Below are 26,072 nucleotides of genomic sequence, written 5' to 3' on the forward strand. Positions count from 1 at the left end.
CCTAGTGGCAGACGAATCCGCCGTCGACGACCAACGTTTGCCCGGTGATGAACGAGGCGGCGTCGGAGAGCAGGAACTCCACCGCGCCCACCACGTCACCCGGTTGCTGCGCCCGGGTCAGCGCCCGCCCGTTCGCGTAGAGCTGGTGCCGTTCGCGCGGCACGCGCTCGGTCGCCTCGACCTCGGTCAGGCCGGGCGCGACCGCGTTCACCGTCACCCCGTCCGGCCCGGCGTCGCGGGCCATCGCGCGGGTCATCGCGATCACCGCGCCCTTCGAGGACACGTAGTGCACCAGCCGGGGCGGCCCGAACAACGCGACGTCGGAGGCGATGTTCACGATCCGCCCGCCGGTGGCCGCGAGCTGCGGGTACAGGGCGCGGGCGACCAGCCACGGGCCGCGCGCGTTGACCGTCATCAGCCGGTCCCACGCCTCCACCTCCAGGTCGGCGAAGTGCTTGCCGCCCACGCCGTCGGCCATCGCCGCGTTGTTGACCAGACCGTGCAGCGGCCCGATCTTCGCGACCTGTTCCGCCAGCCGCGCCACCGAATCGGGATCGGCGACGTCGGTGTCGATGCGGTGCACGGTCCGCCCGCGCTCTTCGAGCTGCGCCACCCCGCGGGCGGCGCGCTCCGGGTCGCGTTCGGCGACCACGACCTGCGCCCCGGACGCGCCGAGGGCGTCGGCGATCGCCCAGCCGAGCCCGCGCCCGGCGCCGGTCACCACGATCAGGCGCATCGCGCGGCCTCCACCTCGGACAAAAACTTCAGCAGGACCTCGTTGAACTCGCCGGGGCACTCCTGGTTGGCCGCGTGCCCGCCGCCGATCACCCGCAGCCGCGCTCCGGGGATCTCCCGCGCCAGCAGCCGGCTCTCCTCGACGCCGGTGACCTGGTCGTCGGCGCCCACGACCACCAGCGTCGGCACGCTGATCCGGCCCAGCAGCGGACCGTGGTCGGTGGTGGCCATCGACTCCGCGGCCGCGCGGTACCCGGCCAGGCGCACCCGGGCCATCGTCGCCTCGACCTTGGCGCGGGTCGCCGGATCGGAGCTCAGGCGCGGTGCCCGCCGTCGCGCGAACTCCGCGGCACCCACTTCGGCCAGCTCGTCCACCCGCGCCCGCATCCGGGCGGCGGCCTCCGCGCTGGTGCCGGAGCCGCGCGTGGAGTCGGCCAGGGTCAGCGACAGCACGGGGTGCTCCAGCGCGAGCCGGGTCGCGATCACCCCGCCCCACGACACCCCCACCACGTGGGCGGGTTCGTCGAAGATCCGCGCCGCCTGCTCGGCGTACCAGGCGATGTCGGCGCGTTCCGGGTCCGGCGAGTCCCCGTACCCGGGCGCGTCCCAGGCCACCACCCGGTGCCGCTCCGCCAGGACGTCCACTTGCGACTCGAAGGACGCGCTGGACCCGCCGATGCCGTGCAGCAGCAACACGGGGGTCACCGGAACACCACCCGCGGCTCCGCCAGCGCGGCGATCGCGGCGAGCACCGCGTGCGGCACGACCTCGCTGCTCGTCGGCGTCCGCGGCGAGGGCCGGTTGCGGATCTCGAACCGGTACGACCCGGCCGGCCCGTCCGCGCTGATGACGTGCGAGGTCAGCTCGGCGGCCGGGTCGGCGATCACTGCCGCCTCGACCACGTCCCAGTCGCCCACGGCCAGCGCCACCGAGGCAGCCACGTTCGCCGACTTCGGGAACGCCGCCGTCACCTCGCGTGCCGGGCCGCGCATCAGCTCGACCGGCTCGGCCGTGGTCCGCAGCCGCGCGGCCTCCTCGTCGGACATCCACGGCTGCACCAGGTTCGCGGCGAGTTTCGTGGTCTCGATGGTGACCCGGGACAGCGGCGCCATCCGGGCCGCCGCCCGCAGCAGATCCAGGCCGCCGATCGCGCCGGTCGACAGGTGCAGCTCACCGGGGCCCGCGGACAGCAGCTTGTCCAGCAGGGCGTCGTCGGCCAGCGCGCCGACCGACACGACCAGCAGGTCCCGCCCGGCGGCCAGCACCTGCGGCCCGACCTCCGCCAGTGCTCGCTGCCCGGCCGCCTCGACGATCAGGTCCGAAGTGGACAGCAGCTCGTCCAGCGACACCAGCGGCAGGTCCGCCGCACCCGCCGGGTCCACGACACCGGCGAGCGTCGCACCCGGCACGGTTCCGTCGCGCAGGGCGCGGGCGACCACGCCGCCGATCGAGCCCGCGCCGATCACCCCGGCCCTCATCCCCGCCACCAAGCCGTGTAGCCGGGGTCGGGCACGCCCGCCATGTGGGTGCGGACGTCCTTCGACGGCGGGCCCGCGGTGCCCCACAGGTCGGACAGCTCGGGCGTGCGCCGCCACACCCGGCACAGCCACGCGTCCTCCACGACCTGCTCGACCTCGGACGTGTACTCGCACACCAGTCCGGCCGGGTCGGCGAAGTAGCCGAACGTGTTGCTGCCCGGCCCGTGCCGCCCCGGACCCCACAGCGGGGTGATCCCGTTGTGCCGCAGCCGCCCGATGCCACGCATGAAGTGGTCGATCGAGGCCATCTCGTAGGCGACGTGGTTGACCGACGCGAACGGCGCCTGGTTGAACGCGATCACGTGGTGGTCGGCGTTGCAGCGCAGGAACGCCATCTGGTGCTCCGACCAGTCGGAGATCCGCATGCCGAGCACGCGGGTGTAGAACTCGCAAGCCGCGTCGATGTCGGCGGTGTTGAGCACGACGTGCGCGAGTTTCCGCGGCACCGCGGGGTGGCCGTCCGGATCGTCCGGGGTCACGGCGAACACGTCCGCGGACAACTCGATCAGCCGTCCCTCCGGATCGGCGAAGCGCAGCCCGTAGCCGCCGCCGACCTGGTCCAGCTTGCCGGGCTCGGTGACCAACGGGATGCCCTGCGCGACCAGGCGTGTCGCGGCCTCGTCGATCTCGCGTGGCGTGGCCACCGCGAAGGCCACCTTGCCGAGCGCGTTCTGCTCGGCCTGCTGCAACTGCAGCACGTGGTGCTCGCTGCTGGTGCCGCGCAGCCACACCGCGCCGGTGTCCTGCTCGACCTGCCGCAGGCCCCACACCTCGCGGTAGAACTCGCCCGCGTCGGCGCACGCGGTGGAGCGCAGGGTCACCGACCGCAGCGCCCGCAACCGGACGACGGGTTCGGACATGGTGTCCTCCAAGGGGTTCAGGCGACCGGGACCGGCGCTGCGGTCGCGGGCTCGGTCAGGCGGGCCGCCTGTTTCGCGGCCTCCGCCTTCAGCAGGCGGCGCATCCGGACGAGCGCGATGTCGTGCTGGTAGAGGTTCTCCCGGTCCCAGGCGTCGGCGGGCATCGCCTCGGCCATCTCGCGGTCCTGCTCCAGCACCGCGTAGTGCCGGGCCTCCAGCCGGTTGCGGTAGAGGAAGCGCCAGCTGTCCCGCTCCCAGCCGGACACCTTGCGGCAGCGCCAGAAGAACCCGGCGTGCCGGTTCGCCGAGATCGCGCACAGCCCGGCGACGATCGTGAACGGCCCGCCCGGGCCGGCGGTGTCCGGGTACGGGATGTCGAGGGTGACCCAGTCAGCGCCGCCGTGGGTCAGCTCGACCCAGTCGAAGTTCACGCCGCGCTGATCGGTCTTCTCGAACACGAAACCGTTGTCGGTCGCGCGGATCTGGAAGACCGCCTCGCGCTTGCCCGCGAACATCGTGTGGCTGTTGCGGTGCAGGAACGCGCCGTGCATCGGGTCGAGCAGGTTGTCCAGCGAGTACAGGTAGGGCGCGTCCCACTCGACGTAGCAGAGGAACTCCGACCACTCTCCGCCCGCGATCGGCTCCGGCACCTCCAGCGGCGCCGGTGGCGCCGACTCGTCGAGGCCGAACCAGGCGAAGACCGCTCCGGCGTGCTCCTCCGCCGGGAACGTCCGCAGCACGCGGCGGCCTTCCAGGGCGCAGCCCGGGCTGCCCGGCACGGACACCACCGTGCCCTCGGCGTCGACCTGCACGCCGTGGTAGTTGCAGGCCACCCGGTCGCCCATGTGCACGCCCTGCGACAGCCGGGCGGCGCGGTGCGGGCAGCGGTCCTCCTGGACGTGCACGACTCCGGCGCCGTCGCGCCACAGCAGTAGCTGCTCGCCCGCGCGCTCGATCCGGACCAGCTCACCGGGACGCACGTGCCCGGACGGGCACAGCGGGTACCAGCGGTCCCGCAGCCCGAACGTCAGCAGACCTTCGGGGGTGTGCAAGGGGTTCACGTCTAGCTCTCCGTTCCGCTCAGGCGGGCCAGTTCGGCGGTGAACGACGACTCGGTCCAGTCCTCGCCGCCCGCGGGGCGCACCCCGGAGGAGTTGAGGGCGGCCACGACACCGGGCAGGTCGTGCACGCCGCGGCCGTAGATCGCCTCGAGTTCGTCGCCGAACGCGTTCTCGTAGCTGGAAGGCATGTCCTCAGTCCTCCACGTCCAGGACGAGCTCGGCCGACCGGCTGCGCGACACGCAGATCAGCATCGTGCCGCCGGCCGCCTTCTCGTCGTCGCTCAGCAGGAAGTCGCGGTGCTCGGGCTCGCCGGCGAGCACCTTGGTCTCGCAGGTGCCGCACACCCCTTCCCGGCAGGAGTTGGGCACGGACACCCCGGCCCCGGCGAGAGCGTCCAAGATGGACACCCCGGCGGGAACCGGAACCCGGCGCCCCGACCCGCCGCACACCACGTCGAAGCCGTGGTCCGGCCCGGTGGCTTTGGGTTCCGGTGCGCGGAACCGCTCCACCCGCAGCATCGAGGCGTCCGGCAGCGCGGCCTCGACGGCGACGATGAGCGGTTCCGGGCCGCAGCAGTAGACGAGCGTGCCCGGCCGGAGTTCAGCCAGCTCGGCCGCCAGGTCAGGCGGTCCGCCGCGCTCGTCGTCGGCGTGCACGCGCACCCGGTCCGCGGGCAGGTCGGCCAGGAAGGCCATGCTCGACCGGGAGCGTCCACAGTAGAGCATGGACCAGTCGGAACCCCGCTGCTCCAGGTGGTTCGCCATCGCCAGCAGGGGAGTGATGCCGATGCCGCCCGCGATCAGCAGGTGCCGGGGCGCGTCTTCGAGGGCGAAGTTGTTGCGTGGCCCGTCGACCTCGATCAGCGTGCCCGGGGTGAGGCGCTCGTGCACCCAGGCGCTGCCGCCGCGGGAGGACGGCTCGCGCAGGACGGCCACGGTCCAGCTGTGCCCGTCCGCCGGGTCGCCGCACAGCGAGTACTCCCGGACCAGCCCGTTGGGCAGGTGCAGCGACAGGTGCGCGCCCGGCTCCCACGCCGGCAGGGCCGCCCCGGCGGGGTCGCGCAGCTCGACGCGCACGACCCCGTCGGCCAGCCAGGTGCTCTGGTGAACTCGTACCGTCCGGGTCATGGCTTCAGTCGCGGGTCACGCCGTGCATCGGCGAGGTCGGCGGGTAGGTCGGCAGCTGCGGCTTCTGGGCGCCGATGATCACCGCGAACAGGGCGTCGGTGTCGCCGATGTTGCGCAGGCTGCGCGGCACGCCGGCCGGGACGCGGATCAGGTCGCGGTAGCCCAGCACGCGGCTGGCGGTCTTGGTGCCGTCCTCGACGTCGTGCACGGTGACTTCGAGGGTGCCTTCCAGGACGAAGAAGACCTCCTCCACGTCGTGGTGGGTGTGCTCGGGGCCGATCGCGCCGGCGGGCAGCCGCATGTTGGAGAACGTGAAGTGCTCCGAGGGCAGAATGCGGTTGTCGGTGTCGTGGTTGCCGGTGGCGCCGGAGCCGATGTAGCGGACCTGCGCGCGGCGGAACTGCTCGCCCGCCTTGGCCTGGAAGCCGAGCGTGTCCCAGTCCTCGTAGCGGGATTCACGGGTGGCGATGCAGGAGTCGATCAGTTCCTCGAGGCCGGCTTGCGTCGTCGTCACGGGATCTCCTTGGATGTCTTAGCTCTAAGGGAACTTGGGAAGAGTTTGTAGCACCGCGACCCGGGCGACGACAACCCTTAGCTCTAAGTTTTCTGGAGGTTGGTTTCGATGGCGTCAACGGCTTCCAATTAGCTTAGAGCTAAGTTATTCTCCCGATTCTGGACGGCCTGTGGAGGTGGCTCGATGACAGTGCCCGCGGACGAGATCCTGGTGGCCGGGCGGTGGCGGCGCGGCGGTGGCGCGCCGCTGGAGTGCGTGGACCCGGCGACCGGTGAGCCGATCGCGGTCGTGCACGGCGCGTCCGTCAGGGACGTCGACGAGGCGGCCAGCGCGGCCTGGGTGGCCGAGTGGGCGGCGTTGCTCCCACACGAACGGGCCCGGGTCCTGACCCGGGTCGGCGACCTGATCGAGCGGGACGCGGAGTCGCTGGCCCTGCTGCAGACCCGCAACACCGGCAAGGCGCTGCGCGAGACGCGCGCGCTGGTGGCGAGCGCGGCGGCGACGTTCCGGTTCTACGCGGCGGCGCTGGAGACGATGGAGACCGCGCTGACCCCGCAGCGCGGGCCGTGGCTGACGATGTCGGTGTACGAGCCGGTCGGGGTGGTCGGCGCGATCACCCCGTGGAACTCGCCGATCGCCAGCGACGCGCAGAAGATCGCGCCCGCGCTCGCGGCGGGCAACGGTGTGCTGCTCAAACCGGCCGAGGCGACGCCGCTGGTGTCGCTGGCGCTGGCCTGGCTGGTGCTGGAGGCCGGTGTGCCGGCGCGGTTGCTGTCCGTGCTGCCGGGCCCGGGTTCGGTGGTGGGGGACGCGATCGTGCGGCATCCCGCGGTCGGGAAGGTCGCCTTCACCGGGGGCACGTCGACCGGGCGGGCGATCGGGCGGATCGCGGCGGAGAAGGTCATGCCGGTGACGATGGAACTGGGCGGCAAGTCGCCGACGATCGTGTGCCCGGACGCGGCGGCCGAGCAGGCGGTGGCCGGGATCCTGTACGGGATCTTCTCCTCCAGCGGCCAGAGCTGCATCGCCGGGTCGCGCATCTTCCTGCCGGAGTCGCGGTACGCCGAGTTCCGGGACCTGCTGGTGGCGGGCGCGTCCCGGCTGCGCATGGGCCCGGGCACGGCGGCGGACACGCAGGTGGCGCCGCTGGCGACGTTCGCGCACCGCGACCGGGTGGCCGCGCTGGTGGACCGCGCGCGCGAGGAGGGGGCGCGGGTGCTGTGCGGGGGAGAGGTGCCGCCGTCGGCGGGCGCGTACTACCCGCCGACCCTGCTGGAGGGGCTGTCGAACTCGTCGAAGACGTGCCAGGAGGAGATCTTCGGCCCGGTCGGCGTGCTGCTGCCCTACCGCGACGAAGAGGACCTGGTGGCGCAGGCGAACGACACCGTGTACGGCCTGGCGTGCGGCATCTGGACCGCCGACTACCGCCGCGCGTGGCGCCTCGCGCGGCGGATCGAGGCCGGGACGGTGTGGATCAACACGTACAAGCAGTTCAGCATCTCGACGCCGTTCTCCGGCAGGAAGGAGAGCGGGCTGGGCGTCGACAAGGGCCGCGAGGGGATCCTCGGGTACCTGCGGCAGAAGAGCGTGTACTGGGGCCTCGACGAGGCGCCCCTGCCCTGGGCGGGCTAGGTGTTGTGACCTGGCAGGTTGTGGAGGGTCAGTGCAGTCGGGTGATGGGTGGGTAGCCTGTCAGGGCGGAGTGTGGGCGTTCAGTGTTGTAGTGCTGGACCCCGGTGGGCAAGGTTGCCAGGCGGTGGGTGTTGGGGGTCCGGGGCTGGGCGTAGGCGAATTCGGTGAGCAGGGTGCGGTGGAAGCGTTCGGCTTTGCCGTTGGTCCAGGGGCAGCCGGGTTTGATGTAGCGGCGGCGGAGCCCGAGGGCGGTGCAGACCGCGGCCCAGCAGGTGCCTCGGCGGTAGACCAGGGCGTTGTCGGTCAGGATTCGCAGCACGGTGATGCCGTTAGCGTGACCCATCGAGGACCTCCAGGGCTGGTAGTGGATGCGTCGCAACACCCACTCCGCCCGGAGGCCCTCCCCACAATCAACCCGGCACGCCGTCCACAACCTCACGAGTCACAACAGCTAGCGCCGCTTCCGCTCGTCCACCATGGCCTGGATCCGGGCGATCGCGGCGACCCGTCCGTCGCCTGCCTGCCCGGGTCCGGCCGGGTGGGGCAGCATCGGCTCGGGGCGGTGGCCGAGCAGCAACGGGTTCCCGATCATCTCCAGGCCGCCGCTGGTGCGGTAGTAGCGCTGCGCGAACCGCACGCCCTCCGGCCTGCCCTGCTCGTAGGCGTCGACGAACACGGCCTCGGTCCGGTCCTCGTCCAGGGTCAGGAAACCGTCCCAGGCCAGCGCGACGTGGCGGGGGACCGGGTCGGCCGCGGCGAGGTCCTGGCGGGCCAGCGCGACGCTGCCCTCGACGGTGAAGTACTCCTCGGAGTCGACGTAGCGCGTCGCGACCTTCTCGCCGTCAGGCATCACGGCGAGCACGAAGGGCACGAACCCGGACTCGGTCGTTTCCGCGTTTTCGACCGCGAAGTCGATCGCGTCGAACAGGGTCGCCGTGGCGTCGTTGCCGAGGTTCGGCACGGGGTCGGTCATCAGGCAGCCTTCCGGGGGGATGATCGTTCCCCGGTCCGACTCACCGGCGCCCGGAACGGTTCCCCTCGGATTCGGCGCGGTCGGCCATCTCGGCCAGCCGGATCGAATGCTCCAGACGGCTCAGCAGCTGCGCCAGCTGCGTCCGCTCGGTCTTCGTCAGGCCCGCCAGCATCCGGTTCTCGTTGGCGAAGTGGACCTCCGCGACCTTGTCGGTCAGCGCGAGGCCCTCGTCGGTGAGTCCGATGTAGACGATGCGGCGGTCGGTGGCGTCGCGCTCGCGGTAGACCAGTCCGGCGGCCTCCAGCTTGTCGACCCGCTGCGTGATACCGCCCGTGGTGAGCAGGTTCGCGTCCGCCAGCTCGCCCGCCGTCCGGCGGTACGGTGCGCCCACGCGCCGCAGCGCGGCCAGGATGCCGAACGCGGAGATGTTGACCCCGTACCGCCCGAACACCCGGTTGAGCTGCACGGTGTACCCGTCGAAGGCGCGGTGCAGCCGCCCGAACACCGCCAGCGGCGACGCGTCGATCTCCGGCGCCTCGCGGCGCCACTCCGCGAGCATCAGATCGACCGCGTCCGGCTGCGGCTTGTCGCGCTTCGGCATAGGATCCCCCTCAAAACATTTCTACCGTAAGAATATCATCGCTAAGATAGCGTGGAGGACGGCCGATGCGGGTGGCTGTGGCGGGGGCGTCCGGGTTCGTGGGACGGCGGTTGTGCCCGGCGCTCGTCGAAGCCGGCCACGACGTCGTCGCGATGACCCGGCGCCCGGACGACTACGCCGGGGCGGGCGAACCGGTCCACGGCGACGTGCACGACGCCGGTTCCGTTCGCGAAGCACTGGCCGGCGCCGCCGCGGCCTACTACCTGGTGCACTCGCTGGGCGAGCCGGACTTCGAACGCCGCGACGCCCGCGCCGCGCGCAACTTCGCCCGCGCCGCCGCGGACGCCGGCCTGTCCCGGATCGTCTACCTCGGCGGGCTCGGCGACGACGCCGACGACCTGTCCCCGCACTTGCGCAGCCGCCGCGAGGTGGAGGGCCTGCTGGGGGAGGCGGGCGTGCCGGTGACCGTGCTGCGCGCCGGGATCGTCATCGGCCACGGCGGGATCTCCTGGGAGATCACGCGCCAGCTGGTCGAGCACCTGCCCGCGATGGTCACCCCGCGGTGGGTCGGCACGCGCACCCAGCCGATCGCGCTGGCCGACGTCGTCCGCTACCTGGTCGCGCTGCTGGACGTGCCGCCGGGGCGGGTCTTCGAAGCAGGCGGCCCGGACGTCCTGGCCTACGGCGAGATGCTGAAGCGCGTCGCCGGGATCGAGGGCCGGTTCCGGGTCATCGTGCCGGTGCCGCTGCTGTCGCCGAGGCTGTCGTCGCTGTGGCTGTCGCTGGTCACCGACGTGGACGCCCGCACCGGCCGGTCGCTGGTCGACTCGATGATCAACGAGGTCGTGGTGCGGGACCACAGCCTGCGTGAGGTGGTGCCGTTCGAGCCGATGGGCTTCGACGCCGCGGTGGCGGCCGCGTTGCGGGAGCGGGCCGGGGCGTGAAGACCGCGCTGGGGCTGGTCACGGCGGCTGGGGCCGGGCTGCTGGGGTACTCCTTGACGCGGAAACCGGGTTCGCGGGAGTTCGTCCGCTCGACCGCGGCGGTGGCGGGGGTCTGGGCCGCCGGGAGCCTGCTCGACCGGACGCCCGCCGGCCGGATCGGCGCCGGGCCGGTTGCTTGCGGCGTCGGCGCGTTCGCGGTGTTCCGCGCCGGTGCCGAGGTGGCCCGGCGGATCCCGGTGCTGCGGCGGGCGCTGCGGCGCGTGCTGCGCTACGCGACCGCGGGCAACGGCGGCGCCGTGCTGCTCACGACGCTGGCCAACGGCGCGGCCGAGGAGCTCTTCTTCCGCGGCCCGGTCTACAACGCGCTGGGCGCGACCGGGTCGACGGCCGTGTACGTCCTGACCACCACCGCCACCCGCAACCCCGCGCTGGTCGCGGCGTCCGCCGTGATGGGGACGGTGTTCGCGTGGCAGCGGCGGTCGGGCGGCGGGGTGCTGGCGCCGCTGGTGACGCACGTGGTGTGGTCGGCGTTGATGGTGTGGCGGCTGCCCGCTCTCGTCCCGGAGCAGGCCGGTCCGTAACCTGACCGGGTGACGACTACGGACGGACTGACCGTGGACGGCGCCGGCAACCTCCTCGCCGGGCGGTATCGGCTGGAGAGCCGTGTCGGGGCCGGCGGCACAGGCGTCGTCTGGCTGGCTCGTGACGAGCGTCTGGAGCGCCAGGTCGCGGTCAAGCAGCTGTGGCCGGGCCCGGCGCAGAGCGAGCATGCGCGGCAGCGGATCCTGCGCGAAGGCCGCAACGCCGCCCGGCTGCGCCACCCCAACGTGGTCACCGTGCACGACGTCGCCGAGCACAACGGCCAGCCCGTGCTGGTGATGGAGTACGTGCCGTCCCGCAGCCTCGCCGAGGTCGTCGCCGAGCAGGGGCTGCTCACGCCGGAGGCCGTCGCGCGGATCGGGCTGCAGGCCGCCGGCGCGCTGGCCGCCGCCCACGCGGCCGGGATCGTGCACCGCGACGTCAAACCGGGCAACCTGCTCGTCGCCGACGACGGCACGGTCAAGATCGCGGACTTCGGCATCTCGCGCGCGACCGGCGACTCGGCGCTGACGCAGGGCGGCCTGGTCTCCGGGACGCCGATGTTCCTCGCGCCGGAGATCGCCCGCGGCGAGGAGCCGACGCCCGACTCCGACGTGTTCTCGCTGGGCGCCACGCTCTACGACGCGGTCGAGGGCGTGCCGCCCTTCGGGGACGACGAGAACCCGATCGCGTTGCTGCACCGCGTCGCCGCCGGGGAGGTGCCGGAACCGCAGTACGCCGGCCCGCTCGCCCCGGTGCTGATGGCGATGCTGCGGCCCGACCCCGCCCAGCGGCCCAGCACCGTGCAGGTGGTGACCGCGCTGCAGGCGGTCGCCGACGGGCAGCCGGTGCCGCCGCGCACGCTGAACCCGGCGCGGGCGCGGACGCAACCGGTGGTGACGCCGTCTTCGCTGACCGTGCCGGTGGCGCCGGTTGCCGGGCCGGGCGGTGCCGGGACGCGGGTGAACGCGCCGGTTGCCGCTGGCACGCGAGTGAACGCGCCGGTTGCCGCTGGGACGCGGCTGAACACTCCGGTGGCTGGGGCGGCCGGAGCCGGGACACGGCTGAACAAGCGGGTCGCCGGGCTCGTCGCGTCGAAGCGCCGGTTCCTGCTGCCCGTCGCGGGCGCGTTGCTCGCGGTGCTGGCGGTCGTCATCCTGTTCACGCAGCTCACGCCCGACCCACCGGCCCCGGCGCCGGCCCCGCCGCCCGCGGCGCTCGACGCCGCCGCGATCACCGGGGCGGTGCGCGAGTACTACGCGTTGCTGCCCGCCCGGCCGGACAACGCGTGGACCCGCCTCGGCCCGAAGATGCAGGCGCAGGGCCAGGACGCCTACCGCGCTCGCTGGGCGGGCATCACGGCCCTGACGGTCACCACGCCACCCGCTGTAGTCGCCGACAACACCGTGTCGGTGACGATCGCGTACACCTTCGAGGACGGCCGTGTGGTCACCGAGACGCACCAGCTCGGGCTCATCCCGGCCGCCCCGGCCCCCCTGATCGACAGCGACGCCGTGCTGTCCAGCGAGACGAGCACGCCGCCGCCCCCGCCGCCACCGTCACCCACCCCGACGCCCGCCGCCGAGCCCCCACGCGCCGGTGACGACCGGGGAGACCGCCACGACGACGACCGCGGTGAGCACCGCCCCGGCCGCGGGCACGGCCGGGACCGCGACTGACCGGCGCGGGTTTCCGCTTCCGGAGCGGCAGTTTCCTGAGCGGCGGGCGGCGGGGTGAGCCGGCTCAGCCGCGCGGAGCATGCCCTTGCGGGTGGCACGCGCGCCCAGTGGGTGACCCCCGGGGTTCTGCCCCCTGGGCTGGGGGCGAGAACGTGCGTTCTGCGTGCCTTGCCCCGGCCGGTGCTAACCGCCTTCGGTGTCCCGGGGGTATTCGGCCTGCCCGACGGTGCCGGTCGTGTCGGCCTCCTCGGTGCTGCGCGACACGGCGGTCTTGCCCGGCTGCGGCGGCTCGAACGGTTCGCCGGTGCTCTCGGCGATCGAGGTGCGGCTGTCCGCGTTCTCCTCGGTGTCGTCCTGGGCCTGGTGTCGTTCGGGGTTCATGCCGCGGTGGGTACCCGCCGGGCCAGTGGGTATGTCGGCTGGTGCGACCGATCTCCCGAGGAGGCACCATGCCGGACCCAGAGCGCGCGGCCGGACCGGCCGGCGACCGCGGCACGAGCCGGGGCGACCCGGGTCTCGGCGAGCCGCCGCGACCGCTCGCCGGCGGGCTCGAGCTGCGCACCAGTTCCTTCAGCGACAACACGTTGATCCCCGAGCAGTACTCCTACGAGGGCGGCAACGAGCGGCCGTCGCTGGAGTGGCTGCGCATTCCCGACGGCGCCGCGGAACTCGTGCTGCTGTGCGAGGACCCGGACGCGCCCACGGGAACGTTCACCCACTGGGTGGTCACCGGCATCGCGCCGACATCGACCGGCCTGGACTCCGGTGTGGAGGGCCGCAACGACTTCGGGGAGCGCGGCTGGGGCGGCCCGCGCCCGCCAGTGGGGGACGAGCCGCACCGGTACTTCTTCCGGCTGTACGCGGTGGACCGCAAGCTCGGCCTCGGTGAGGACGCCACCGGCCAGGACGTGCGCGCCGCCATCGAGGGGCACGTGCTCAGCACCGGCACCATCATGGGCCGCTTCGGACGTTAGGAGACCACGATGACCGACCCCCGCCGCGAAGACCTGGACGAGGAAGCCCGCCCCGCCACCGAACAGGACGAGGGCCTCGGTGAGGAGGACAACTCCCTGCCGGAGGACCGCACCCCGAGCGGCCCCGGCGAAGAGGCCTGACCCACGCTGGCTCACAAGCCGCTCCCCGGCGCGCCACTGGTCGGGAGCGGCTGCGGCGCGGCCACCCGGGCTCCGCGACCGGAGCGTTGCCCGCGCTGCCGAGCCCCGAGAAGTCCGCGCGACTACTGCGGCTAGGTCGAGCCGTGCGCGTCCAGCTTCGCCGGGAGCTGGATGCGCTGGGGGGCGGCGGGCGTGACCGGGCGGGACGTGTGCGGTCCCGGGAGCGAGGCGGCGAATCGGGGTGGCGAAAGGCCACTGCGGCTCGGTCGACCCGTGCGCGTCCAGCTTCGCCGGGAGCTGGATGCGGGGCTGCCGGGCGTGACCGGGCGGGAGGCGTGCGCGATCCGCGGCGAGGCGGCGGAGCGGGGTGGCGAAACGCTACTGCGGCACCGTCGACCCGCGCGCGACCAGCTTCGCCCGGAGCTGGATGTGCTGCGGCCGCCGGGGCGCATTGCCGTCCGTGATGCGGTCCAGCAGTTGCCGTCCGGCGCGGGCGCCCAGGTCGTACGTCGGCTGCTCCACGATCGTCAGCTCGGGCCGCACCAGCGTCGTCCACGGCTCGTCGTCGAAGCCGATCAGCGACAGCTGCGTCGGCATCCGCAGGCCGCGGTCCTGCGCCGCCCGGTAGGCGCCCGACGCGAGCACGTTGTCGGTGCACAACACGGCCGTCGGCGGCTCCGGCAGGTCCAGCAGCCGGTTCATCGCGTCGTAGGCCGACTCGCGGTCGTACCGCGCCGAAGCCACCAGCCCGGCGTCCACCGGCAACCCCGCCGCCTCCAGCGCACTCACGTACCCCCGCAGCCGCACCGCGCTCGGGAACAGCCCGCGCCGCCGGTTGCCCGTGCGCACCCGCGCCAGCTGGTCCCCGGCCTCCGTGATCACCCCGATCCGCCGGTGCCCCAGCTCCGTCAGGTGCCCGACGGCCTCCGCCGCCGCGTGGTCGTTGTCCACGGTGATGCTGTCGGCCTCCGGCACCCCGCTGACCTGCCGGTCGATGAGCACGACCGGCACCCCGGCGTCCATCGCCCGCCGCAGGTGCGCCCCCTCGCCCGGTCGCGCCGCCGCGACGATCACGCCGTCCACCCGCTTCTCCGACATCACGCTGACCGCCCGCTGCTCGGCTTCCAGCACGCCACCGGTGTTGGCCAGCAGCACCTCGAACCCGGCAGGCGACGTCACGTCGGTGATCCCGCGCAACGCGGTGGCGAAGAACGGGTTCGCCACGTCCGTCACCACGACGCCGATCGTCTGCGTGCTGCCGGTGACCATGCTGCGCGCCAGCCCGTTCGGCCGGTACCCCAGCTCGGCCGCCGCGGCCAGCACCCGCTCCCGGGTCCGCTCGCTGACCTGCCCGTACCCGCCGAGCGCGCGCCCTGCGGTCGCCGTGGACACCCCGGCCGCGCGGGCCACGTCGATCAGCGAGGCTCCGTGCGTGGTCACCTGCGCGCCTCCCCCGGTAACGAGCCGTCAGCGAATCAAGTCTTGACTGAGACTACTACCGACTGAGAAGGTTCTCACCCAACAGGTACTGAGAAGGTTCTCACTCAAGCGAGGCCCAGCACATGACACTTCGGATCGGCGTCGACACCGGTGGCACGTTCACCGACGTCTGCGCCCTCGACGAGCAGACCGGGCGCCTCTACGTGCGCAAGGTGTCCAGCACCCCGGACGACCCCGGCCGGGCGATCGTGACGGGCGTGTCCCAGCTGCTCGACGAGATCGGCGGACGCGACCTCGGCGACGTCGGGTACTTCGCCCACGGCACCACGGTCGGCACCAACGCGCTGCTCACCGAGCGCGGCGCGCGCACCGGCCTGCTCACCACCGCCGGCTTCCGCGACCTGCTGGAACTGGGGCGCGGCCGTCGTCCGTCGCTCTACGACCTGCAGGCCGACAAGCCGGCCGCCCTGGTGCCGCGCGACCTGCGGCTCGAGGTGGACGAGCGGGTCCGCCACGACGGCCGGGTGGAGCGCCCCCTCGACGAGGAGCAGGTCCGCGCGCTCGCCCGCGAGCTGCGTGAGCAGAACGTGGAAGCGGTCGCCGTCTGCTTCCTCTACAGCTTCGTCGACCCCGGCCACGAGCGGACCGCCGAGCGCATCCTCGCCGAGGAACTGCCCGGCGTGCACGTCTCGGTGTCCTCGGCGGTGCTGCCGGAGTTCCGCGAGTACGAGCGTCTGTCCACAGTGGTCGTCAACGCCTACCTCGGCCCGGTGGTCGCCCGTTACCTCGCGAAACTGCGCACCCGGCTGGGCGAGCTCGGCCTGCGCGCCACCCCGCACGTCACGCAGTCCAACGGCGGCATCATCCCGTTCGAGACCGCCGAGCGGATGCCCTCCCGCATGGTCCTCTCCGGACCCAGCACCGGCGTGGTCGGCGCGGCCGAGATCGCCCGCGCGGCAGGCTACCCGGACATCATCACCTTCGACGTGGGCGGCACCTCCTCCGACGTCTCGCTCGTCCAGGACGGCGTGCCCAAGTCCTCCAGCGGCACCGAGATCGACGGCAGGCCGGTGCGCGCGCCGATGCTGGACATCCACACCGTCGGCGCCGGTGGCGGCTCGATCGCGTGGATCGACGCGGGCGGCGCGCTGAAGGTCGGCCCGGGCAGCGCGGGCGCCGATCCGGGCCCGGCGTGTTACGGCCGCGGCACCGAGCCGACCGTCACCGACGCCAACGTGGTGCTGCGGGTCCTCAACCCGGAGTACCTGCTGGACGGGCAGATGAAGATCGACGCCGGGGCGGCCCGCGCAGCGGTGTCCACAGTGGCCGGTCCACTGGGGATGGACGTGCTCGACGCGGCGCAGGGCATCGTGCGCGTCATCACCGCCAACATGGCCCGCGCCATCCGCGTCATCTCCGTGCAGCGTGGTTACGACCCGCGCGACTACGTCCTGGTGCCCTTCGGCGGCGCCGGCCCGCTGCACGCGGTGCGCCTGGCCCGCGAGCTGGGCATGCGCACCGTGCTGGTGCCGGAGACACCGGGCGCGCAGTGCGCCGCGGGCCTGCTGATGACCGACATCCGCGCCGACTTCCTGCGCACCCGCATCTCGCCGCCCGACGAAACCACCGTCGCCGGCGTGTTCGCCGAACTGGAGGCCGAAGCGACGGCCTGGCTGGCGGAGGAGAACGTCCCCGCCGAGCGCCGCCGCGTCGAGCGGTTCGCCGAAATGCGGTACGCGGGCCAGAACCACGAGCTGCCGGTGCCCGTCCCGGAGGGAGTGATCACCGCGGACACCGTCGCGCAGCTGACCAAGCGGTTCGCCGCCGAGCACGAGCGGATGTACGGCTACTCCTCGGCCGAGGACGCCGTCCAGGTGGTCACCTTCCGCCTGCGGGCGATCGGCGAGGTGTCCCGCGCCGAGCTGCACCGCGCCCCGCTCGGCGACGCCGACGCGAGCGTCGCGATCCGCGCCACCCGTGAGGTCTACCTGCCCGAAAGCGGCGGGTTCACCGAATGCCCGGTGTACGACCGCAGGCTCCTCGAACCCGGCCACCGCATCGACGGCCCCGCGGTCGTCGAGCAGATGGACACCACCACGCTGCTGCTCCCCGGCGACGTCGCCGTCGTCGACGAGCTGCGCAACCTCGTCGTGACGGTGGGCCGATGACCCACACGGAAGGGAAGACCATGCAGGACCCCGTGCTGGTCGAGGTGATCGGCTCCGCGCTGTCGTCCATTGTGGAGGAAATGGGCGAGACGCTGGTGCGCGCGGCCTACTCGACCAACATCAAGGAACGCCGCGACTGCACCGCGTCGCTGTTCGACGCCGCGGGCCGGATGCTCGCCCAGGACGAGGGCGGCTCGCCGCTGCACCTGGGCTCGCTGATGGGCATCGTCGACGAGATCACCCGCCGCTACCCGGCCGGGACGATCGAGGAGGGCGACACCTTCATCGGCAACGACCCGTTCACCGGCGGCGGTTCGCACCTGCCCGACATCGTGCTGGTGTCGCCGGTGTTCTTGGACGGCGAGATCACCGCGTGGGTGGCGAACCTGGCCCACCACGCCGACTTCGGCGACCGCGGCCACGCGCACATCTTCCAGGAGGGCCTGCGCATCCCGCCGGTGCGGCTGATGCGCCGGGGCGAGCTGCAGAACGACCTGTTCGAGCTGATCCTGCTCAACTGCCAGGTGCCGCACGAGCGCCGCGCGGACCTGCGCGCCCAGATCGCCGCGAACCGGCTCGCCGTCACCCGCTACACCGAGCTGGCCGCGCGGTACGGCCGCGACACGCTCGTGGCGGCGGCCGCGGCGCTGCTCGACTACACCGAGCGCCGCACCCGCGCGGCCATCGCGAGGGTTCCCGACGGCACCTACACCTTCGCGGACCGCTTCGACTGCCCCGAGCTGGACGAGGAGCTCGACCTGGGCGTCACCGTCACCGTGCACGGGGACGAGGTCACGTTCGACTTCACGGCGCCGCCGCAGGTCCGGGCCAGCGTCAACGTCGTATGGACCGCGCTGTACGCGGCGGTCTACTACTCGCTCAAGACGCTGGTGGACCCGGACATCATCCCGAACGCCGGCCTGCACCGGCCGGTCACGATCAACGCCCCGCGTGGATCGGTGCTCAACTGCGCCGAACCCGCCGCCGTCAACGGCCGCAGCGAGACCTGCCAGCGCGTGGTCGACCTGATCCACGGTGCACTCGCCGATGCGGTGCCGGAGACCGTGACCGCGGCGAGCAATGGCGCCAACACCGGCGTGCACTTCTCCGGGGTGGACAGCCGCACCGGCCGCTACTTCGTCTACCTGGAGACGATCGGCGGCGGCTGCGGCGCGCGGCTGGGCAAGGACGGCATGGACGGCGTGCAGGTGCACATGACCAACACCAGCAACCTGCCGGTGGAGGCCCTGGAGACCGAGTACCCGCTGGTGGTCGAGGAGTACGCGCTGATCGACGACTCCGGCGGCGACGGCCGCACCCGCGGCGGCATGGGCATCCGGCGCACGGTCCGCGTCGAGGAGTCCGACGTGCACTTCTGGCTGGACACCTCGCGGCAGCGCTCGCAGCCGTGGGGCCTGTTCGGCGGCGGGCCGGGCGCGAGCGCCGGGGTCGAGCTCTCCGAAGGGGCGCAACCGGTCGAGCACGGCTACACCCGCCTGCAGCCCGGCGACCGCGTGTCGATCCGGACCGCCGGGGCGGGCGGCTACGGGCCGCCGTCCGAGCGTGACCCGGACCAGGTGCGCCGGGACGTCGCCGAAGGCCGGATCTCCGCCGAGCGCGCCCGCACCGTGTACGGGGTGGAGTCGTGATCCGCACCGCCGTGATCGGCTTCGGGGTGTCCGGGCGGATCTTCCACGCTCCGTTCCTCGCCGCCGACGAGAAATACTCGCTCGACTACATCGTCACCGGAAACCCGGAGCGCGCAGCACAAGCCCGCGCCGAGTATCCACACGCGACGGTCCTGGCGACCCCCGGCGAGCTGTTCGCGCACGAGCTCGACCTGGTCGTGATCGGCACCCCGCCCGCGACACACGCCGGCCTCGCCGCGGAGGCGCTCGGCCACGGCCTGCACGTGGTGGTGGACAAGCCGTTCGCGGTGACCAGCGAGCAGGGCGAGGCGCTGATCGAGCAGGCCGACCTCGCCGGCCGCGTGCTCACGGTGTTCCAGAACCGCCGCTGGGACGGCGACTTCCGGACCCTGCGGCGCCTGATCGACGACGGTGATCTGGGCCGGGTGCACACCTTCGAGTCCCGGTTCGAGTGGTGGAAGCCGCAGGGGCCACGCGACTGGAAGGCGCACGCGGGCCCGGCCGTGGGCGGCGGCATCCTGTACGACCTCGGCACCCACCTGATCGACCAGGCGATCCAGTTGTTCGGCCCGGTCGCGCACGTGCACGCCGACGTCCTCCGCCGCGGCGCGGGCGACGGCGACGACGACACGTTCCTGGTGCTGGCCCACGAAAACGGCACCCGGTCCCGGCTGTTCATGACCGGTCTCGCCGCGCTGCCCGGCCCGCGGTTCCACGTCCTCGGCGACCGGGCCGGCTACACGAAACACGGCCTGGACCCGCAGGAGGACGCGCTGAAGAACGGCGCCCGGCCCGGCGACGACGGGTTCGGGCACGAGCCGCGGGACAACTGGGGCACGCTCGGCGTCCGCGGCGACACCCGCCGGGTCGAGCCGGAACCCGGGGACTACGGCGAGTTCTACCGGCTGCTCGCCACCGCGATCGCCACCGGCGGCGAACCACCGGTCGATCCGCGCGACGCGGTGGACGTCCTTCGCATCATCGAACGGGCACACGCCCAGAAGGGGGATCTTTCCCGATGACCGCAGGCAAGCACGTCGTCGTGGTGGGCGGGGGCGTTCTCGGCGTCTCCACGGCCACGCACCTGCAGCGCGACGGCGTGGCGGTGACGCTGGTGACCGAGGGCGAGCTGGCCGACGGCGCCTCCGGCCGGTCGCTGTCCTGGCTCAACTCCGCCGGAACCCGCTCGGCGGCCTACCACGCGCTGCGGATGGCCGGCATCGACCGCTACCGGACGCTCTCCGCGCAGGACCCCGCCCGCGAGTGGCTCCGCTTCGACGGCGGCCTGCACTGGAGCCTCGACGAGGACGCGATGCGGGACCGGCACCGCGCTGAGGTCGCGCACGGCTACGACTCCAAGCTGGTGTCGAGCCACCCGGGCCTCGACCCGGCCGCGTTCCCCGAGGTGGCCGTGCACAACCCGGGCGAGGGCTGGGTGTCCCTGCCGCACCTGATCGAGCACCTGGCCGCGGAGTTCACCGCGCTCGGTGGCGAGATCGTCACCGGCGCAGGCCGGGCGAGCGTCACGACCGCCGGGGGAGTGGCCACCGGGGTGACCACCGCGGGCGGACAGCGGTTCGAGGGCGACGCCGTCGTGGTGGCCTGCGGCGCCGCCACCCCGGCCGTCGTCGCGGAGCTGGGCGTGACCATCCCGGACGCGTCCCCGCTGTCGATGCTCGTGCTCACCGAACCCGCCGAGACCGGCGTCAAGTCCGTGCTGAACACCCCGCGCGTCGCGCTGCGGCCCAACCCGGGCGGCACGTTCGCCCTGGACCACCACTGGTACGAGGACCGGATCACCGAGGCGGCCGACGGCACGTGCTCGATCGACGAGTCGGTGGTCAAGGAACTCGCCGCCGAGGCCTCCGCGCTCCTGGACGGCGGGGTCACGCTGACCGCCGCGTCCTGGAAGCTCGGACGCAAGCCCATCCCCGGCGACGGCGAGCCGGTGTTCGGCGAGCTGTCCGCCGTGCCGCGGTGCCACGTCGCCTTCACCCACTCCGGCGCCACGCTCGGCCTGATCGCCGGAGAGCTGCTGGCAGGCGAGATCCGCACCGGCGAGCCCCACCCGATGCTGGAGCCCTTCCGGCCGGACCGCTTCCGGCCCTGAACCCCCGCAAGGAGATCCGTTGACCGACCACGACACGCGGGCGTCCGCGCCCGCCTCGACGGACCTGCGCTCGCGGCGCAAGGTGATCATGTCCGCGATGCTCGGCAACGTCGTCGAGTACTACGACTTCGGCCTCTACGGCACGCTGGCCGTGATCATCTCCCGCCAGTTCTTCCCGGAGGGCAACGCGACCGCCGCGCTGCTGTCGACCTACGCGGGCGTGGTGCTGTCCTACGCGCTGCGGCCGCTGGCGGCGATCGTGCTGGGACCGCTGGCCGACATCAAGGGCCGCCGGTTCGTGCTGCTGCTGACGATCGCGGTGATGAGCGTCGGCACCGCGGGCATCGGGCTGCTGCCGACCTACGCGGCGATCGGGATCGCGGCGCCGATGATCCTGTTGTTCTGCCGGGTCCTGCAGGGCATCGGGGCGAGCGTGGAGTACACCACGGCCGCCAACTTCATCTTCGAGCACGAGCGCGGCAACCGGCGCAACTACCTCGCCGGGCTGTCCGTGGCGTCCACTTCGGTCGGTCCGCTGCTCGCCACCCTGGTGTCCTACCTGGTGATCTCGGTGATGCCGGCGCAGGCGTTCAACGACTGGGGCTGGCGCATCCCGTTCCTGCTGTCGATCCCGATGGCGCTGGTCGGCATCTACATCCGCCGTCACGTCGAGGAAACCCCCCAGTTCAAGGAAATGGCGGAGCTGGCCGAGCAGAACAAGGTCAAGCAGACGCCGTTCCGCACCGCCGTGCGCGAGCACTGGGGCGCGATGCTGCGGGCGATCGGCCTCGGCGCCGGGCAGCGGGTCGGCTCGTTCGTCATCCAGGCCTACTTCGTCACCGCGATGGTGAAGGCCGGTTTCGCCGAGAACAACGCGTTGCTCGCCTCCCTGCTGACGTACGCGATCGGCCCGATCCCGGCGATCTGGGGCGGCAAGCTCGCCGACAAGCACGGCGCGCGGATCCCGCTCGTCGTCGGCTACGGCCTGTTCGTCGTGCTGACCGTGCCGACGTTCCTCGCCATCGGGTCCGGCTCGCTGTGGCTGGCGGTGGTCGCGGTGGTCGCGTTCACCTTCATCAACAACTTCGTCGGCGCACCGCTGACGACGGCCTACGTGATGAGTTTCCCGGCCGAGGTGCGGGCCAGCGCGTCGGCGCTGAACTACAACATCGGCACCACCGCGCTGGGCTCGACCGCGGGCCTGATCGCGGTGTGGCTGTTCGACCTCACCGGCACCAACGCCGCGTTCGGCTGGTACATGACGGCGATCTGCGCCGTCTCGATCCTGGTCGCCCTGTTCGCGATGCCCGCCGCGGTCGACGAGCAGCGCCGCAAGTCGCTGGCGGAGGCCTGATGGACGCCCGCACTGCGGACGAACTGGCTCGCTCGGCCGCCTACGGCCCGAAGGAGCCGGTGGAGGCCGAGCGCGGCATGGTGGTCACCTCGCACCCGCTCGCGGTGCGGGCCGGGCTCGACGTGCTCCGCGACGGCGGCACGGCCGCCGACGCGGCGCTCGCGGCAGCGGCCACCCAGCTGGTGGTCGAACCACACATGACGGCGCTGACCGGCGGCCTGGAGATGCTGCACTGGGACGGCGCGAGCGGCGAGGCGAGCTACCTCAACGGCAACGTCGCCGCCCCCCTCGCGCCGCTGCCCGGGTTCACCGGGGCCGACCTGACCACCGGCCGGGGCGTCCCCGTCCCCGGCTGGTGGCCTGCCTTCCGCGCCGCGCATGACCGGTTCGGCAGGCTGTCCCGGGATCGGCTGCTGCGGGACGCCGTCCAGCTCGCGCGGGACGGGTTCGCGGTCAACCCCTACCTGTTGGGCGAGATGTACGCGCACCGCGCCGAACTCGGGTGTCACGAGCAGGCGCGGGAGGCGTTCCTGCCGGGCGGCACCCTGATCGCGCCCGGCGGCACCCTGCGGCAGGACCGGGTCGCGCGCACGCTGGAACGGCTGCGGGACGAGGACCTGGACTACTACCTGGGCGATTTCGCGCGGGCCTTCGCCGCCGAGTGCGCCCGCGGCGGCGGGGCCATCACGACCGAGGACTTCGCCGCGTACGAGGCGCAGTGGTCCGAGCCGCTGCGTGGCACCTACCGGGACGTGGAGGTCGTGGCGTCCGCGCCGCCGGACGACGGCGGGTGCCAGCTCATCGAGGCGCTCAACATGCTGGAGCTGGTGGACCTGCCGGGCCCCGCGCACTCTTGCGTGGACACGCTGGACCTGCTGGTCGCCGTGCACAACGAGGTGTATTACGCGCCACCGCGCACGGCCGCCGCCGACGTGGAAACGCTGCTGTCCAAGGACTTCGCGGCCCGGCGGATGGACCGGCTCGGCGCGCTGCCGCCGTCCGTGCCGACGCCGGTGCCCGGGACGATCCACGTCACCGTGGTGGACGAGCAGCGCAACATCGCCTCGGTCACGCACTCCCACATGGCCTCGCCGTGGGTGAACGGGCTGTTCGCGGAGGGGTTCCAGCTCTCCGGCGGCGGGTCGTTCTTCCAGCGCGGCATGCCGTGGCCGGGGGAGCGGGCCACCGTCTACCTGGCGCCCAACCTGGTGCTGCGGGACGGCGTGCCGGTCATCGCGTCCGGGTCGCCGTCGGTGTCGCTGGTGGCGTGCGTGCTGCAGAACCTGGTGAACCTCCTGGACTTCGGGATGTCCATCGAGGAGTCGGTGGCGGCGCCGCGCTTCGGGGTGCGGCCGCACGAACCGGCCGCCGGGTGGTTGCCGGGCGTGACGCTGGAGCACGGGTTCGCGCCCGGCGTGGACCGCGAGTTCCGGCGCCGCTGCGCCGAACGCGGGCTGTGGCTGCGTGATCTCGGGCCGTGGCATTCGCTGACCGGCAACTTCGAGGGCGTCACGCTGGACGGCGGGTCGCTGCGGTCCTGTGCGGACCCCCGCCGCAACGGCGGAGCGGAAGGGTACTGACCGGTTCGCAAACGCTCTTGGTCTACGTGGCGCAACGGTGTGGTCGCGACGCAGCAACTTCGCCTCGTACCGGGGCGTACCGGGTTTGCGCGATCACCCGTCCGGGTATCGCTGGCCGGTCCCCATCGGAGCAGGACCGGCGGCGCGGCCCGTCCTGCAGGCAGAAAGAGTTGCCATGATCGTTCTTGGCGTCATCCTGCTCATCGTCGGTCTGCTGACCGGCATCAACATCATCTGGACGATCGGGATCGTGCTCCTGGTCGTGGGTGCGGCACTGGCGATCCTCGGTGGCACCGGCCGGAAGGTCGGCGGCAGGGCACACTGGTACTGATCCGGACCACACTTCGAGTGCCGGCCCTCTTCGGGGGGCCGGCACTGTCCTGTCACCGGCACAGTCCTGTCAGGCGAGCAGGTGGTCCAGTCCCGCGGCGGCGAGCACCACCCTGGAGGCGTGGCTGGCCGGTCCGACTTGGACCGGGATCCGCGCCGCGGTCTGGGCCAGCTCGGCGGCGCCGGACACCGACAGGAAGTCCACAGCGGACAGGTCGACCTCGATGAGCCGGGGCGAGAGCCGCCCGGCCGCGGCCAGCGCCTCGGCCAGCGACGGGACCGTCAGCAGGTCCACCTCCCCGGAGACGTGCACGCGCACGACCTCGTCGTCCACGACCGCCGTCCGGATCTCCACCTCGGCCCGGTCCGCCACGCCACCCACCTCCGCGGACAGTGTGAACACAGTTCAACACTCCTGGGACGGGTCTCGGCCCGGATTCACCGGATGGGATGACGGCGATGGGGTTTAGGGCCGGCGTCCGACACCGATCAGCGTGCCCGCGTCGAGTGTGTCGAGCCCGGCTTCGCGCAGCCCGTCGAAGAAGCGGGCGCGGACCCGGTCGAGCGCGTCGGGGGGCAGGCCGGTGACGAAGCCGCGCATCGCCGAGCCGAGGTAGAACGTCCAGGCGTCCTCCGGGTGCAGCGGCTGCACGTAGGCGACCTCCCGCACCTCGACGTCCCGCAGGCCGATCGACGACAGCCAGCCGGCGAGCTTGTCCGCCGTGTCGACGCGGGCGCTGTGGTTGGGCCGCGGCGGCGCGTCCGCCAGTTCCGGGTGGTCCGGCAGCGCGGCGGCGCGTCCGATCGGGACGATGCGGGACATGCCGTCGGCCCGCCAGGTGCTCACCGCGAACCGGCCGCCGGGCTTGAGCAGCCCGGCGAGGCGGCGGCTGCCCGCGTCCATGTCCGGGAAGAAGAACACGCCGAACGAGCTCTGCACGACGTCGTAGCCGTCGTGCGGCCAGGCGAGGACGTCGGCGGCCGTGAAGCGCAGGTTGCTCAGCCCGTGAGCGGCCGCCTCCCGGCGCCCCTCGTCGAGCAGCCCTTCGGCGACGTCGATCGCGTCGACCACGCCGTCGGGTCCGACCGCGCGGGCGGCCGGAATGGCGGAGGCGCCGGCGCCGCAGCAGGCGTCGAGCACGCGGTCGCCCGGCCGTGGCCGCGCCAGCGCGGTGAGGATCTCGCCGAGCGGCCGCCACAGGCGGCCTGACCAGGCGGCGAACTCCGATCTGGCCGCGGTGAAGACCCCGGCTGCTGCCTCGGGATTCATGGCTGCTCCTTCCTGGTCGTCAGTGCCACGCGTCGAGCAGATTGTCCTGGCTGAGGACGGTTTCCGGGGGCCCTTCGGCGAGAACCCGCCCCTGTCGCAGGAGCACGCAGTGGTCGGCGGCTCGGGCCTCGGTGAGGTCGTGCGTGGCATGCACGACCGTCACACCGCTGTCGGCGACCTCGCGCAGTGTCCGGGAAATCGTCTCCCGGGCAGGCACGTCGAGCGCCGCGGTGGGTTCGTCGAGCAGGAGAAGGTCCGTCTCCTGCGCGAGCGCCTGAGCGACCAGGGCGCGCTGCCGCTGCCCGCCGGAGAGCGCGGACAGCCGGCGACCGGCGATTTGATCCAGGCCGAGCCTCGTCAGGCACCGCTCCGCGACCGCCCGGTCATGCCGCGACAGCCGCCGCCAGGGGTGGCCGGCCCAGCGCCCCATCTCGACGGTCTCCCGCACGGTCACCGGCAGCAGCGCGGGCACCGCGTCGTGCTGCACCACGAGCGCCGCGCGCCCGGCGGGCCGCTCGACACTGCCCGCGGCGGGCCGGACGATCCCGGCCAGCACGCTCAGTGCGGTCGACTTGCCGGAGCCGTTGGCGCCCACCAGGGCGGTGACGGCGCCCGCGGGGAAGACCGCGGAGACCTCGTGCAGGACGACTTGTCGTGCGTACCCGGCCGACACGTTGTTGAGTGCCGCGCCTGTTCGGATGGCGCTTTGGGTCATGGGTTCTCCATAAGATTGTTGATGTTCAGGACGGGATGTTCTGGATGCCCAGGGCGATGGGGTGTGGCTGATGGGTTCTTGCCCCGTTGGGTGGCTT

At 72.9% G+C, this 26,072-nt stretch carries 29 protein-coding genes; 13 read left to right on the top strand and 16 right to left on the bottom strand.

All coding sequences use genetic code 11. The features are described from left to right. Nucleotide 1 precedes the first annotated feature (1 nt). The 8 genes from ABZ215_RS24340 to ABZ215_RS24375 are packed head-to-tail and all read right to left on the bottom strand — an operon-like array spanning nt 2 to nt 5,836. A complete protein-coding gene (locus ABZ215_RS24340; protein WP_020418953.1) occupies nt 2-736 on the bottom strand; it encodes an SDR family oxidoreductase in 735 nt (244 codons plus the stop codon). Further along, nucleotides 727-1,440, bottom strand: a complete 714-nt coding sequence (locus ABZ215_RS24345; protein ID WP_354951806.1) for an alpha/beta hydrolase — start codon at nt 1,438-1,440, stop codon at nt 727-729. The genes ABZ215_RS24340 and ABZ215_RS24345 overlap by 10 nt, the downstream gene beginning before the upstream one ends. Next, nucleotides 1,437-2,213, bottom strand: coding sequence for an aspartate dehydrogenase domain-containing protein (locus ABZ215_RS24350; RefSeq protein WP_354951807.1), 777 nt, complete (start codon nt 2,211-2,213; stop codon nt 1,437-1,439). The genes ABZ215_RS24345 and ABZ215_RS24350 overlap by 4 nt, the downstream gene beginning before the upstream one ends. After that, nucleotides 2,210-3,133, bottom strand: coding sequence for a VOC family protein (locus ABZ215_RS24355; RefSeq protein ID WP_354951808.1), 924 nt, complete (start codon nt 3,131-3,133; stop codon nt 2,210-2,212). The genes ABZ215_RS24350 and ABZ215_RS24355 overlap by 4 nt, the downstream gene beginning before the upstream one ends. 17 nt (nt 3,134-3,150) lie before the next feature. Further along, nucleotides 3,151-4,194: a Rieske 2Fe-2S domain-containing protein gene (locus ABZ215_RS24360; protein WP_354951809.1), complete on the bottom strand. Its 1,044-nt coding sequence runs from the start codon at nt 4,192-4,194 to the stop codon at nt 3,151-3,153. Nucleotides 4,195-4,196: 2 nt separating this feature from the next. Then, nucleotides 4,197-4,382 carry a recombinase-like helix-turn-helix domain-containing protein gene (locus ABZ215_RS24365; RefSeq protein ID WP_020418958.1) on the bottom strand — a complete coding sequence of 62 codons (186 nt, stop codon included), beginning with the start codon at nt 4,380-4,382 and terminating at the stop codon, nt 4,197-4,199. A 4-nt stretch (nt 4,383-4,386) separates the two neighbouring features. Beyond that, on the bottom strand, nt 4,387-5,322 hold the full coding sequence (locus ABZ215_RS24370) for a PDR/VanB family oxidoreductase (protein WP_354951811.1): 936 nt from the start codon (nt 5,320-5,322) through the stop codon (nt 4,387-4,389). A gap of 4 nt (nt 5,323-5,326) precedes the next feature. Continuing rightward, nucleotides 5,327-5,836 (bottom strand): cupin domain-containing protein, encoded by a 510-nt coding sequence (locus tag ABZ215_RS24375; RefSeq protein ID WP_020418960.1) that lies wholly within the window; start codon nt 5,834-5,836, stop codon nt 5,327-5,329. Between the two features lie 183 nt (nt 5,837-6,019). Between ABZ215_RS24375 and ABZ215_RS24380 the strand changes: the two genes are divergently transcribed. Then, nucleotides 6,020-7,468: an aldehyde dehydrogenase gene (locus ABZ215_RS24380; protein WP_354951813.1), complete on the top strand. Its 1,449-nt coding sequence runs from the start codon at nt 6,020-6,022 to the stop codon at nt 7,466-7,468. Between the two features lie 28 nt (nt 7,469-7,496). Here the strand turns inward: ABZ215_RS24380 and ABZ215_RS24385 are convergent, their stop codons facing one another. The 3 genes from ABZ215_RS24385 to ABZ215_RS24395 all read right to left on the bottom strand — a co-directional run bounded on the left by ABZ215_RS24385 (nt 7,497) and on the right by ABZ215_RS24395 (nt 9,042). Beyond that, nucleotides 7,497-7,811, bottom strand: a complete 315-nt coding sequence (locus ABZ215_RS24385) for an integrase core domain-containing protein (protein ID WP_354951815.1) — start codon at nt 7,809-7,811, stop codon at nt 7,497-7,499. A 108-nt stretch (nt 7,812-7,919) separates the two neighbouring features. After that, complete coding sequence (locus ABZ215_RS24390; RefSeq protein WP_354951817.1) at nt 7,920-8,441, bottom strand: hypothetical protein; 522 nt, start codon at nt 8,439-8,441, stop codon at nt 7,920-7,922. A 40-nt stretch (nt 8,442-8,481) separates the two neighbouring features. Beyond that, nucleotides 8,482-9,042 carry a MarR family transcriptional regulator gene (locus ABZ215_RS24395; protein WP_354951819.1) on the bottom strand — a complete coding sequence of 187 codons (561 nt, stop codon included), beginning with the start codon at nt 9,040-9,042 and terminating at the stop codon, nt 8,482-8,484. A 65-nt stretch (nt 9,043-9,107) separates the two neighbouring features. Between ABZ215_RS24395 and ABZ215_RS24400 the strand changes: the two genes are divergently transcribed. Genes ABZ215_RS24400 through ABZ215_RS24410 form a run of 3 tightly spaced genes read left to right on the top strand, consistent with a single transcriptional unit; the run spans nt 9,108 to nt 12,244 of the window. Next, the gene (locus tag ABZ215_RS24400) at nt 9,108-9,986 is read left to right on the top strand and encodes an NAD(P)H-binding protein (RefSeq protein WP_354951821.1); all 879 of its coding nucleotides are present in this window, start codon (nt 9,108-9,110) and stop codon (nt 9,984-9,986) included. After that, on the top strand, nt 9,983-10,567 hold the full coding sequence (locus tag ABZ215_RS24405) for a CPBP family intramembrane glutamic endopeptidase (protein WP_354951823.1): 585 nt from the start codon (nt 9,983-9,985) through the stop codon (nt 10,565-10,567). The genes ABZ215_RS24400 and ABZ215_RS24405 overlap by 4 nt, the downstream gene beginning before the upstream one ends. 9 nt (nt 10,568-10,576) lie before the next feature. Beyond that, nucleotides 10,577-12,244: a protein kinase gene (locus ABZ215_RS24410; RefSeq protein WP_354951825.1), complete on the top strand. Its 1,668-nt coding sequence runs from the start codon at nt 10,577-10,579 to the stop codon at nt 12,242-12,244. Nucleotides 12,245-12,427: 183 nt separating this feature from the next. Here ABZ215_RS24410 and ABZ215_RS24415 read toward each other — a convergent pair whose 3' ends face one another. After that, nucleotides 12,428-12,625, bottom strand: a complete 198-nt coding sequence (locus ABZ215_RS24415; RefSeq protein WP_020418968.1) for a hypothetical protein — start codon at nt 12,623-12,625, stop codon at nt 12,428-12,430. A 68-nt stretch (nt 12,626-12,693) separates the two neighbouring features. On the opposite strand from ABZ215_RS24415, the gene ABZ215_RS24420 reads away from it, so the two are divergent. Then, nucleotides 12,694-13,218: a YbhB/YbcL family Raf kinase inhibitor-like protein gene (locus tag ABZ215_RS24420; protein ID WP_354951827.1), complete on the top strand. Its 525-nt coding sequence runs from the start codon at nt 12,694-12,696 to the stop codon at nt 13,216-13,218. A gap of 9 nt (nt 13,219-13,227) precedes the next feature. Further along, nucleotides 13,228-13,359 (top strand): hypothetical protein, encoded by a 132-nt coding sequence (locus ABZ215_RS24425; RefSeq protein WP_017981498.1) that lies wholly within the window; start codon nt 13,228-13,230, stop codon nt 13,357-13,359. Nucleotides 13,360-13,737: 378 nt separating this feature from the next. On the opposite strand, the gene ABZ215_RS24430 is transcribed toward ABZ215_RS24425, so the two are convergent. Beyond that, complete coding sequence (locus ABZ215_RS24430) at nt 13,738-14,799, bottom strand: LacI family DNA-binding transcriptional regulator (protein ID WP_020422894.1); 1,062 nt, start codon at nt 14,797-14,799, stop codon at nt 13,738-13,740. Between the two features lie 122 nt (nt 14,800-14,921). Between ABZ215_RS24430 and ABZ215_RS24435 the strand changes: the two genes are divergently transcribed. From ABZ215_RS24435 to ABZ215_RS24465, 7 genes are all read left to right on the top strand, one after another. Beyond that, the gene (locus tag ABZ215_RS24435; protein WP_354708940.1) at nt 14,922-16,967 is read left to right on the top strand and encodes a hydantoinase/oxoprolinase family protein; all 2,046 of its coding nucleotides are present in this window, start codon (nt 14,922-14,924) and stop codon (nt 16,965-16,967) included. Continuing rightward, entirely contained in the window at nt 16,964-18,616 is a 1,653-nt protein-coding gene (locus ABZ215_RS24440) for a hydantoinase B/oxoprolinase family protein (RefSeq protein WP_354951830.1), read from the top strand. The genes ABZ215_RS24435 and ABZ215_RS24440 overlap by 4 nt, the downstream gene beginning before the upstream one ends. Further along, complete coding sequence (locus ABZ215_RS24445; RefSeq protein ID WP_354951832.1) at nt 18,613-19,638, top strand: Gfo/Idh/MocA family oxidoreductase; 1,026 nt, start codon at nt 18,613-18,615, stop codon at nt 19,636-19,638. Before ABZ215_RS24440 ends, ABZ215_RS24445 begins: the two co-directional genes overlap by 4 nt. Continuing rightward, nucleotides 19,635-20,726, top strand: coding sequence for an FAD-binding oxidoreductase (locus ABZ215_RS24450; RefSeq protein WP_354951834.1), 1,092 nt, complete (start codon nt 19,635-19,637; stop codon nt 20,724-20,726). The genes ABZ215_RS24445 and ABZ215_RS24450 overlap by 4 nt, the downstream gene beginning before the upstream one ends. A gap of 19 nt (nt 20,727-20,745) precedes the next feature. Next, nucleotides 20,746-22,080 (top strand): MFS transporter, encoded by a 1,335-nt coding sequence (locus tag ABZ215_RS24455; RefSeq protein WP_354708946.1) that lies wholly within the window; start codon nt 20,746-20,748, stop codon nt 22,078-22,080. Continuing rightward, complete coding sequence (locus ABZ215_RS24460) at nt 22,080-23,660, top strand: gamma-glutamyltransferase (RefSeq protein WP_354951836.1); 1,581 nt, start codon at nt 22,080-22,082, stop codon at nt 23,658-23,660. Before ABZ215_RS24455 ends, ABZ215_RS24460 begins: the two co-directional genes overlap by 1 nt. A gap of 175 nt (nt 23,661-23,835) precedes the next feature. After that, a complete protein-coding gene (locus ABZ215_RS24465) occupies nt 23,836-23,991 on the top strand; it encodes a DUF6131 family protein (protein ID WP_020422901.1) in 156 nt (51 codons plus the stop codon). 69 nt (nt 23,992-24,060) lie between these two features. Here the strand turns inward: ABZ215_RS24465 and ABZ215_RS24470 are convergent, their stop codons facing one another. From ABZ215_RS24470 to aztA, 3 genes are all read right to left on the bottom strand, one after another. Next, on the bottom strand, nt 24,061-24,393 hold the full coding sequence (locus tag ABZ215_RS24470; protein ID WP_354708948.1) for an STAS domain-containing protein: 333 nt from the start codon (nt 24,391-24,393) through the stop codon (nt 24,061-24,063). A 63-nt stretch (nt 24,394-24,456) separates the two neighbouring features. Next, nucleotides 24,457-25,260, bottom strand: coding sequence for a class I SAM-dependent methyltransferase (locus ABZ215_RS24475; RefSeq protein WP_020422903.1), 804 nt, complete (start codon nt 25,258-25,260; stop codon nt 24,457-24,459). Nucleotides 25,261-25,279: 19 nt separating this feature from the next. Next, nucleotides 25,280-25,975: a zinc ABC transporter ATP-binding protein AztA gene (aztA, locus tag ABZ215_RS24480; RefSeq protein ID WP_354951838.1), complete on the bottom strand. Its 696-nt coding sequence runs from the start codon at nt 25,973-25,975 to the stop codon at nt 25,280-25,282. Between the last annotated feature and the right edge of the window lie 97 nt (nt 25,976-26,072).

The sequence above is a fragment of the Amycolatopsis sp. NPDC006131 genome, from assembly GCF_040614175.1.
Classification (GTDB): domain Bacteria; phylum Actinomycetota; class Actinomycetes; order Mycobacteriales; family Pseudonocardiaceae; genus Amycolatopsis_E; species Amycolatopsis_E tucumanensis.

Excerpts from the sequence above, each read along its gene's own strand:
- ABZ215_RS24340 (WP_020418953.1), bottom strand. The coding sequence starts at position 736 with ATGCGCCTGATCGTGGTGACCGGCGCCGGGCGCGGGCTCGGCTGGGCG.
- ABZ215_RS24350 (WP_354951807.1), bottom strand. The coding sequence starts at position 2,213 with ATGAGGGCCGGGGTGATCGGCGCGGGCTCGATCGGCGGCGTGGTCGCC.
- ABZ215_RS24355 (WP_354951808.1), bottom strand. The coding sequence starts at position 3,133 with ATGTCCGAACCCGTCGTCCGGTTGCGGGCGCTGCGGTCGGTGACCCTG.
- ABZ215_RS24365 (WP_020418958.1), bottom strand. The coding sequence starts at position 4,382 with ATGCCTTCCAGCTACGAGAACGCGTTCGGCGACGAACTCGAGGCGATC.
- ABZ215_RS24370 (WP_354951811.1), bottom strand. The coding sequence starts at position 5,322 with ATGACCCGGACGGTACGAGTTCACCAGAGCACCTGGCTGGCCGACGGG.
- ABZ215_RS24380 (WP_354951813.1), top strand. The coding sequence starts at position 6,020 with ATGACAGTGCCCGCGGACGAGATCCTGGTGGCCGGGCGGTGGCGGCGC.
- ABZ215_RS24385 (WP_354951815.1), bottom strand. The coding sequence starts at position 7,811 with ATGGGTCACGCTAACGGCATCACCGTGCTGCGAATCCTGACCGACAAC.
- ABZ215_RS24390 (WP_354951817.1), bottom strand. The coding sequence starts at position 8,441 with ATGACCGACCCCGTGCCGAACCTCGGCAACGACGCCACGGCGACCCTG.
- ABZ215_RS24395 (WP_354951819.1), bottom strand. The coding sequence starts at position 9,042 with ATGCCGAAGCGCGACAAGCCGCAGCCGGACGCGGTCGATCTGATGCTC.
- ABZ215_RS24400 (WP_354951821.1), top strand. The coding sequence starts at position 9,108 with ATGCGGGTGGCTGTGGCGGGGGCGTCCGGGTTCGTGGGACGGCGGTTG.
- ABZ215_RS24415 (WP_020418968.1), bottom strand. The coding sequence starts at position 12,625 with ATGAACCCCGAACGACACCAGGCCCAGGACGACACCGAGGAGAACGCG.
- ABZ215_RS24420 (WP_354951827.1), top strand. The coding sequence starts at position 12,694 with ATGCCGGACCCAGAGCGCGCGGCCGGACCGGCCGGCGACCGCGGCACG.
- ABZ215_RS24425 (WP_017981498.1), top strand. The coding sequence starts at position 13,228 with ATGACCGACCCCCGCCGCGAAGACCTGGACGAGGAAGCCCGCCCCGCC.
- ABZ215_RS24435 (WP_354708940.1), top strand. The coding sequence starts at position 14,922 with ATGACACTTCGGATCGGCGTCGACACCGGTGGCACGTTCACCGACGTC.
- ABZ215_RS24440 (WP_354951830.1), top strand. The coding sequence starts at position 16,964 with ATGACCCACACGGAAGGGAAGACCATGCAGGACCCCGTGCTGGTCGAG.
- ABZ215_RS24450 (WP_354951834.1), top strand. The coding sequence starts at position 19,635 with ATGACCGCAGGCAAGCACGTCGTCGTGGTGGGCGGGGGCGTTCTCGGC.
- ABZ215_RS24460 (WP_354951836.1), top strand. The coding sequence starts at position 22,080 with ATGGACGCCCGCACTGCGGACGAACTGGCTCGCTCGGCCGCCTACGGC.
- ABZ215_RS24465 (WP_020422901.1), top strand. The coding sequence starts at position 23,836 with ATGATCGTTCTTGGCGTCATCCTGCTCATCGTCGGTCTGCTGACCGGC.
- ABZ215_RS24475 (WP_020422903.1), bottom strand. The coding sequence starts at position 25,260 with ATGAATCCCGAGGCAGCAGCCGGGGTCTTCACCGCGGCCAGATCGGAG.
- aztA (WP_354951838.1), bottom strand. The coding sequence starts at position 25,975 with ATGACCCAAAGCGCCATCCGAACAGGCGCGGCACTCAACAACGTGTCG.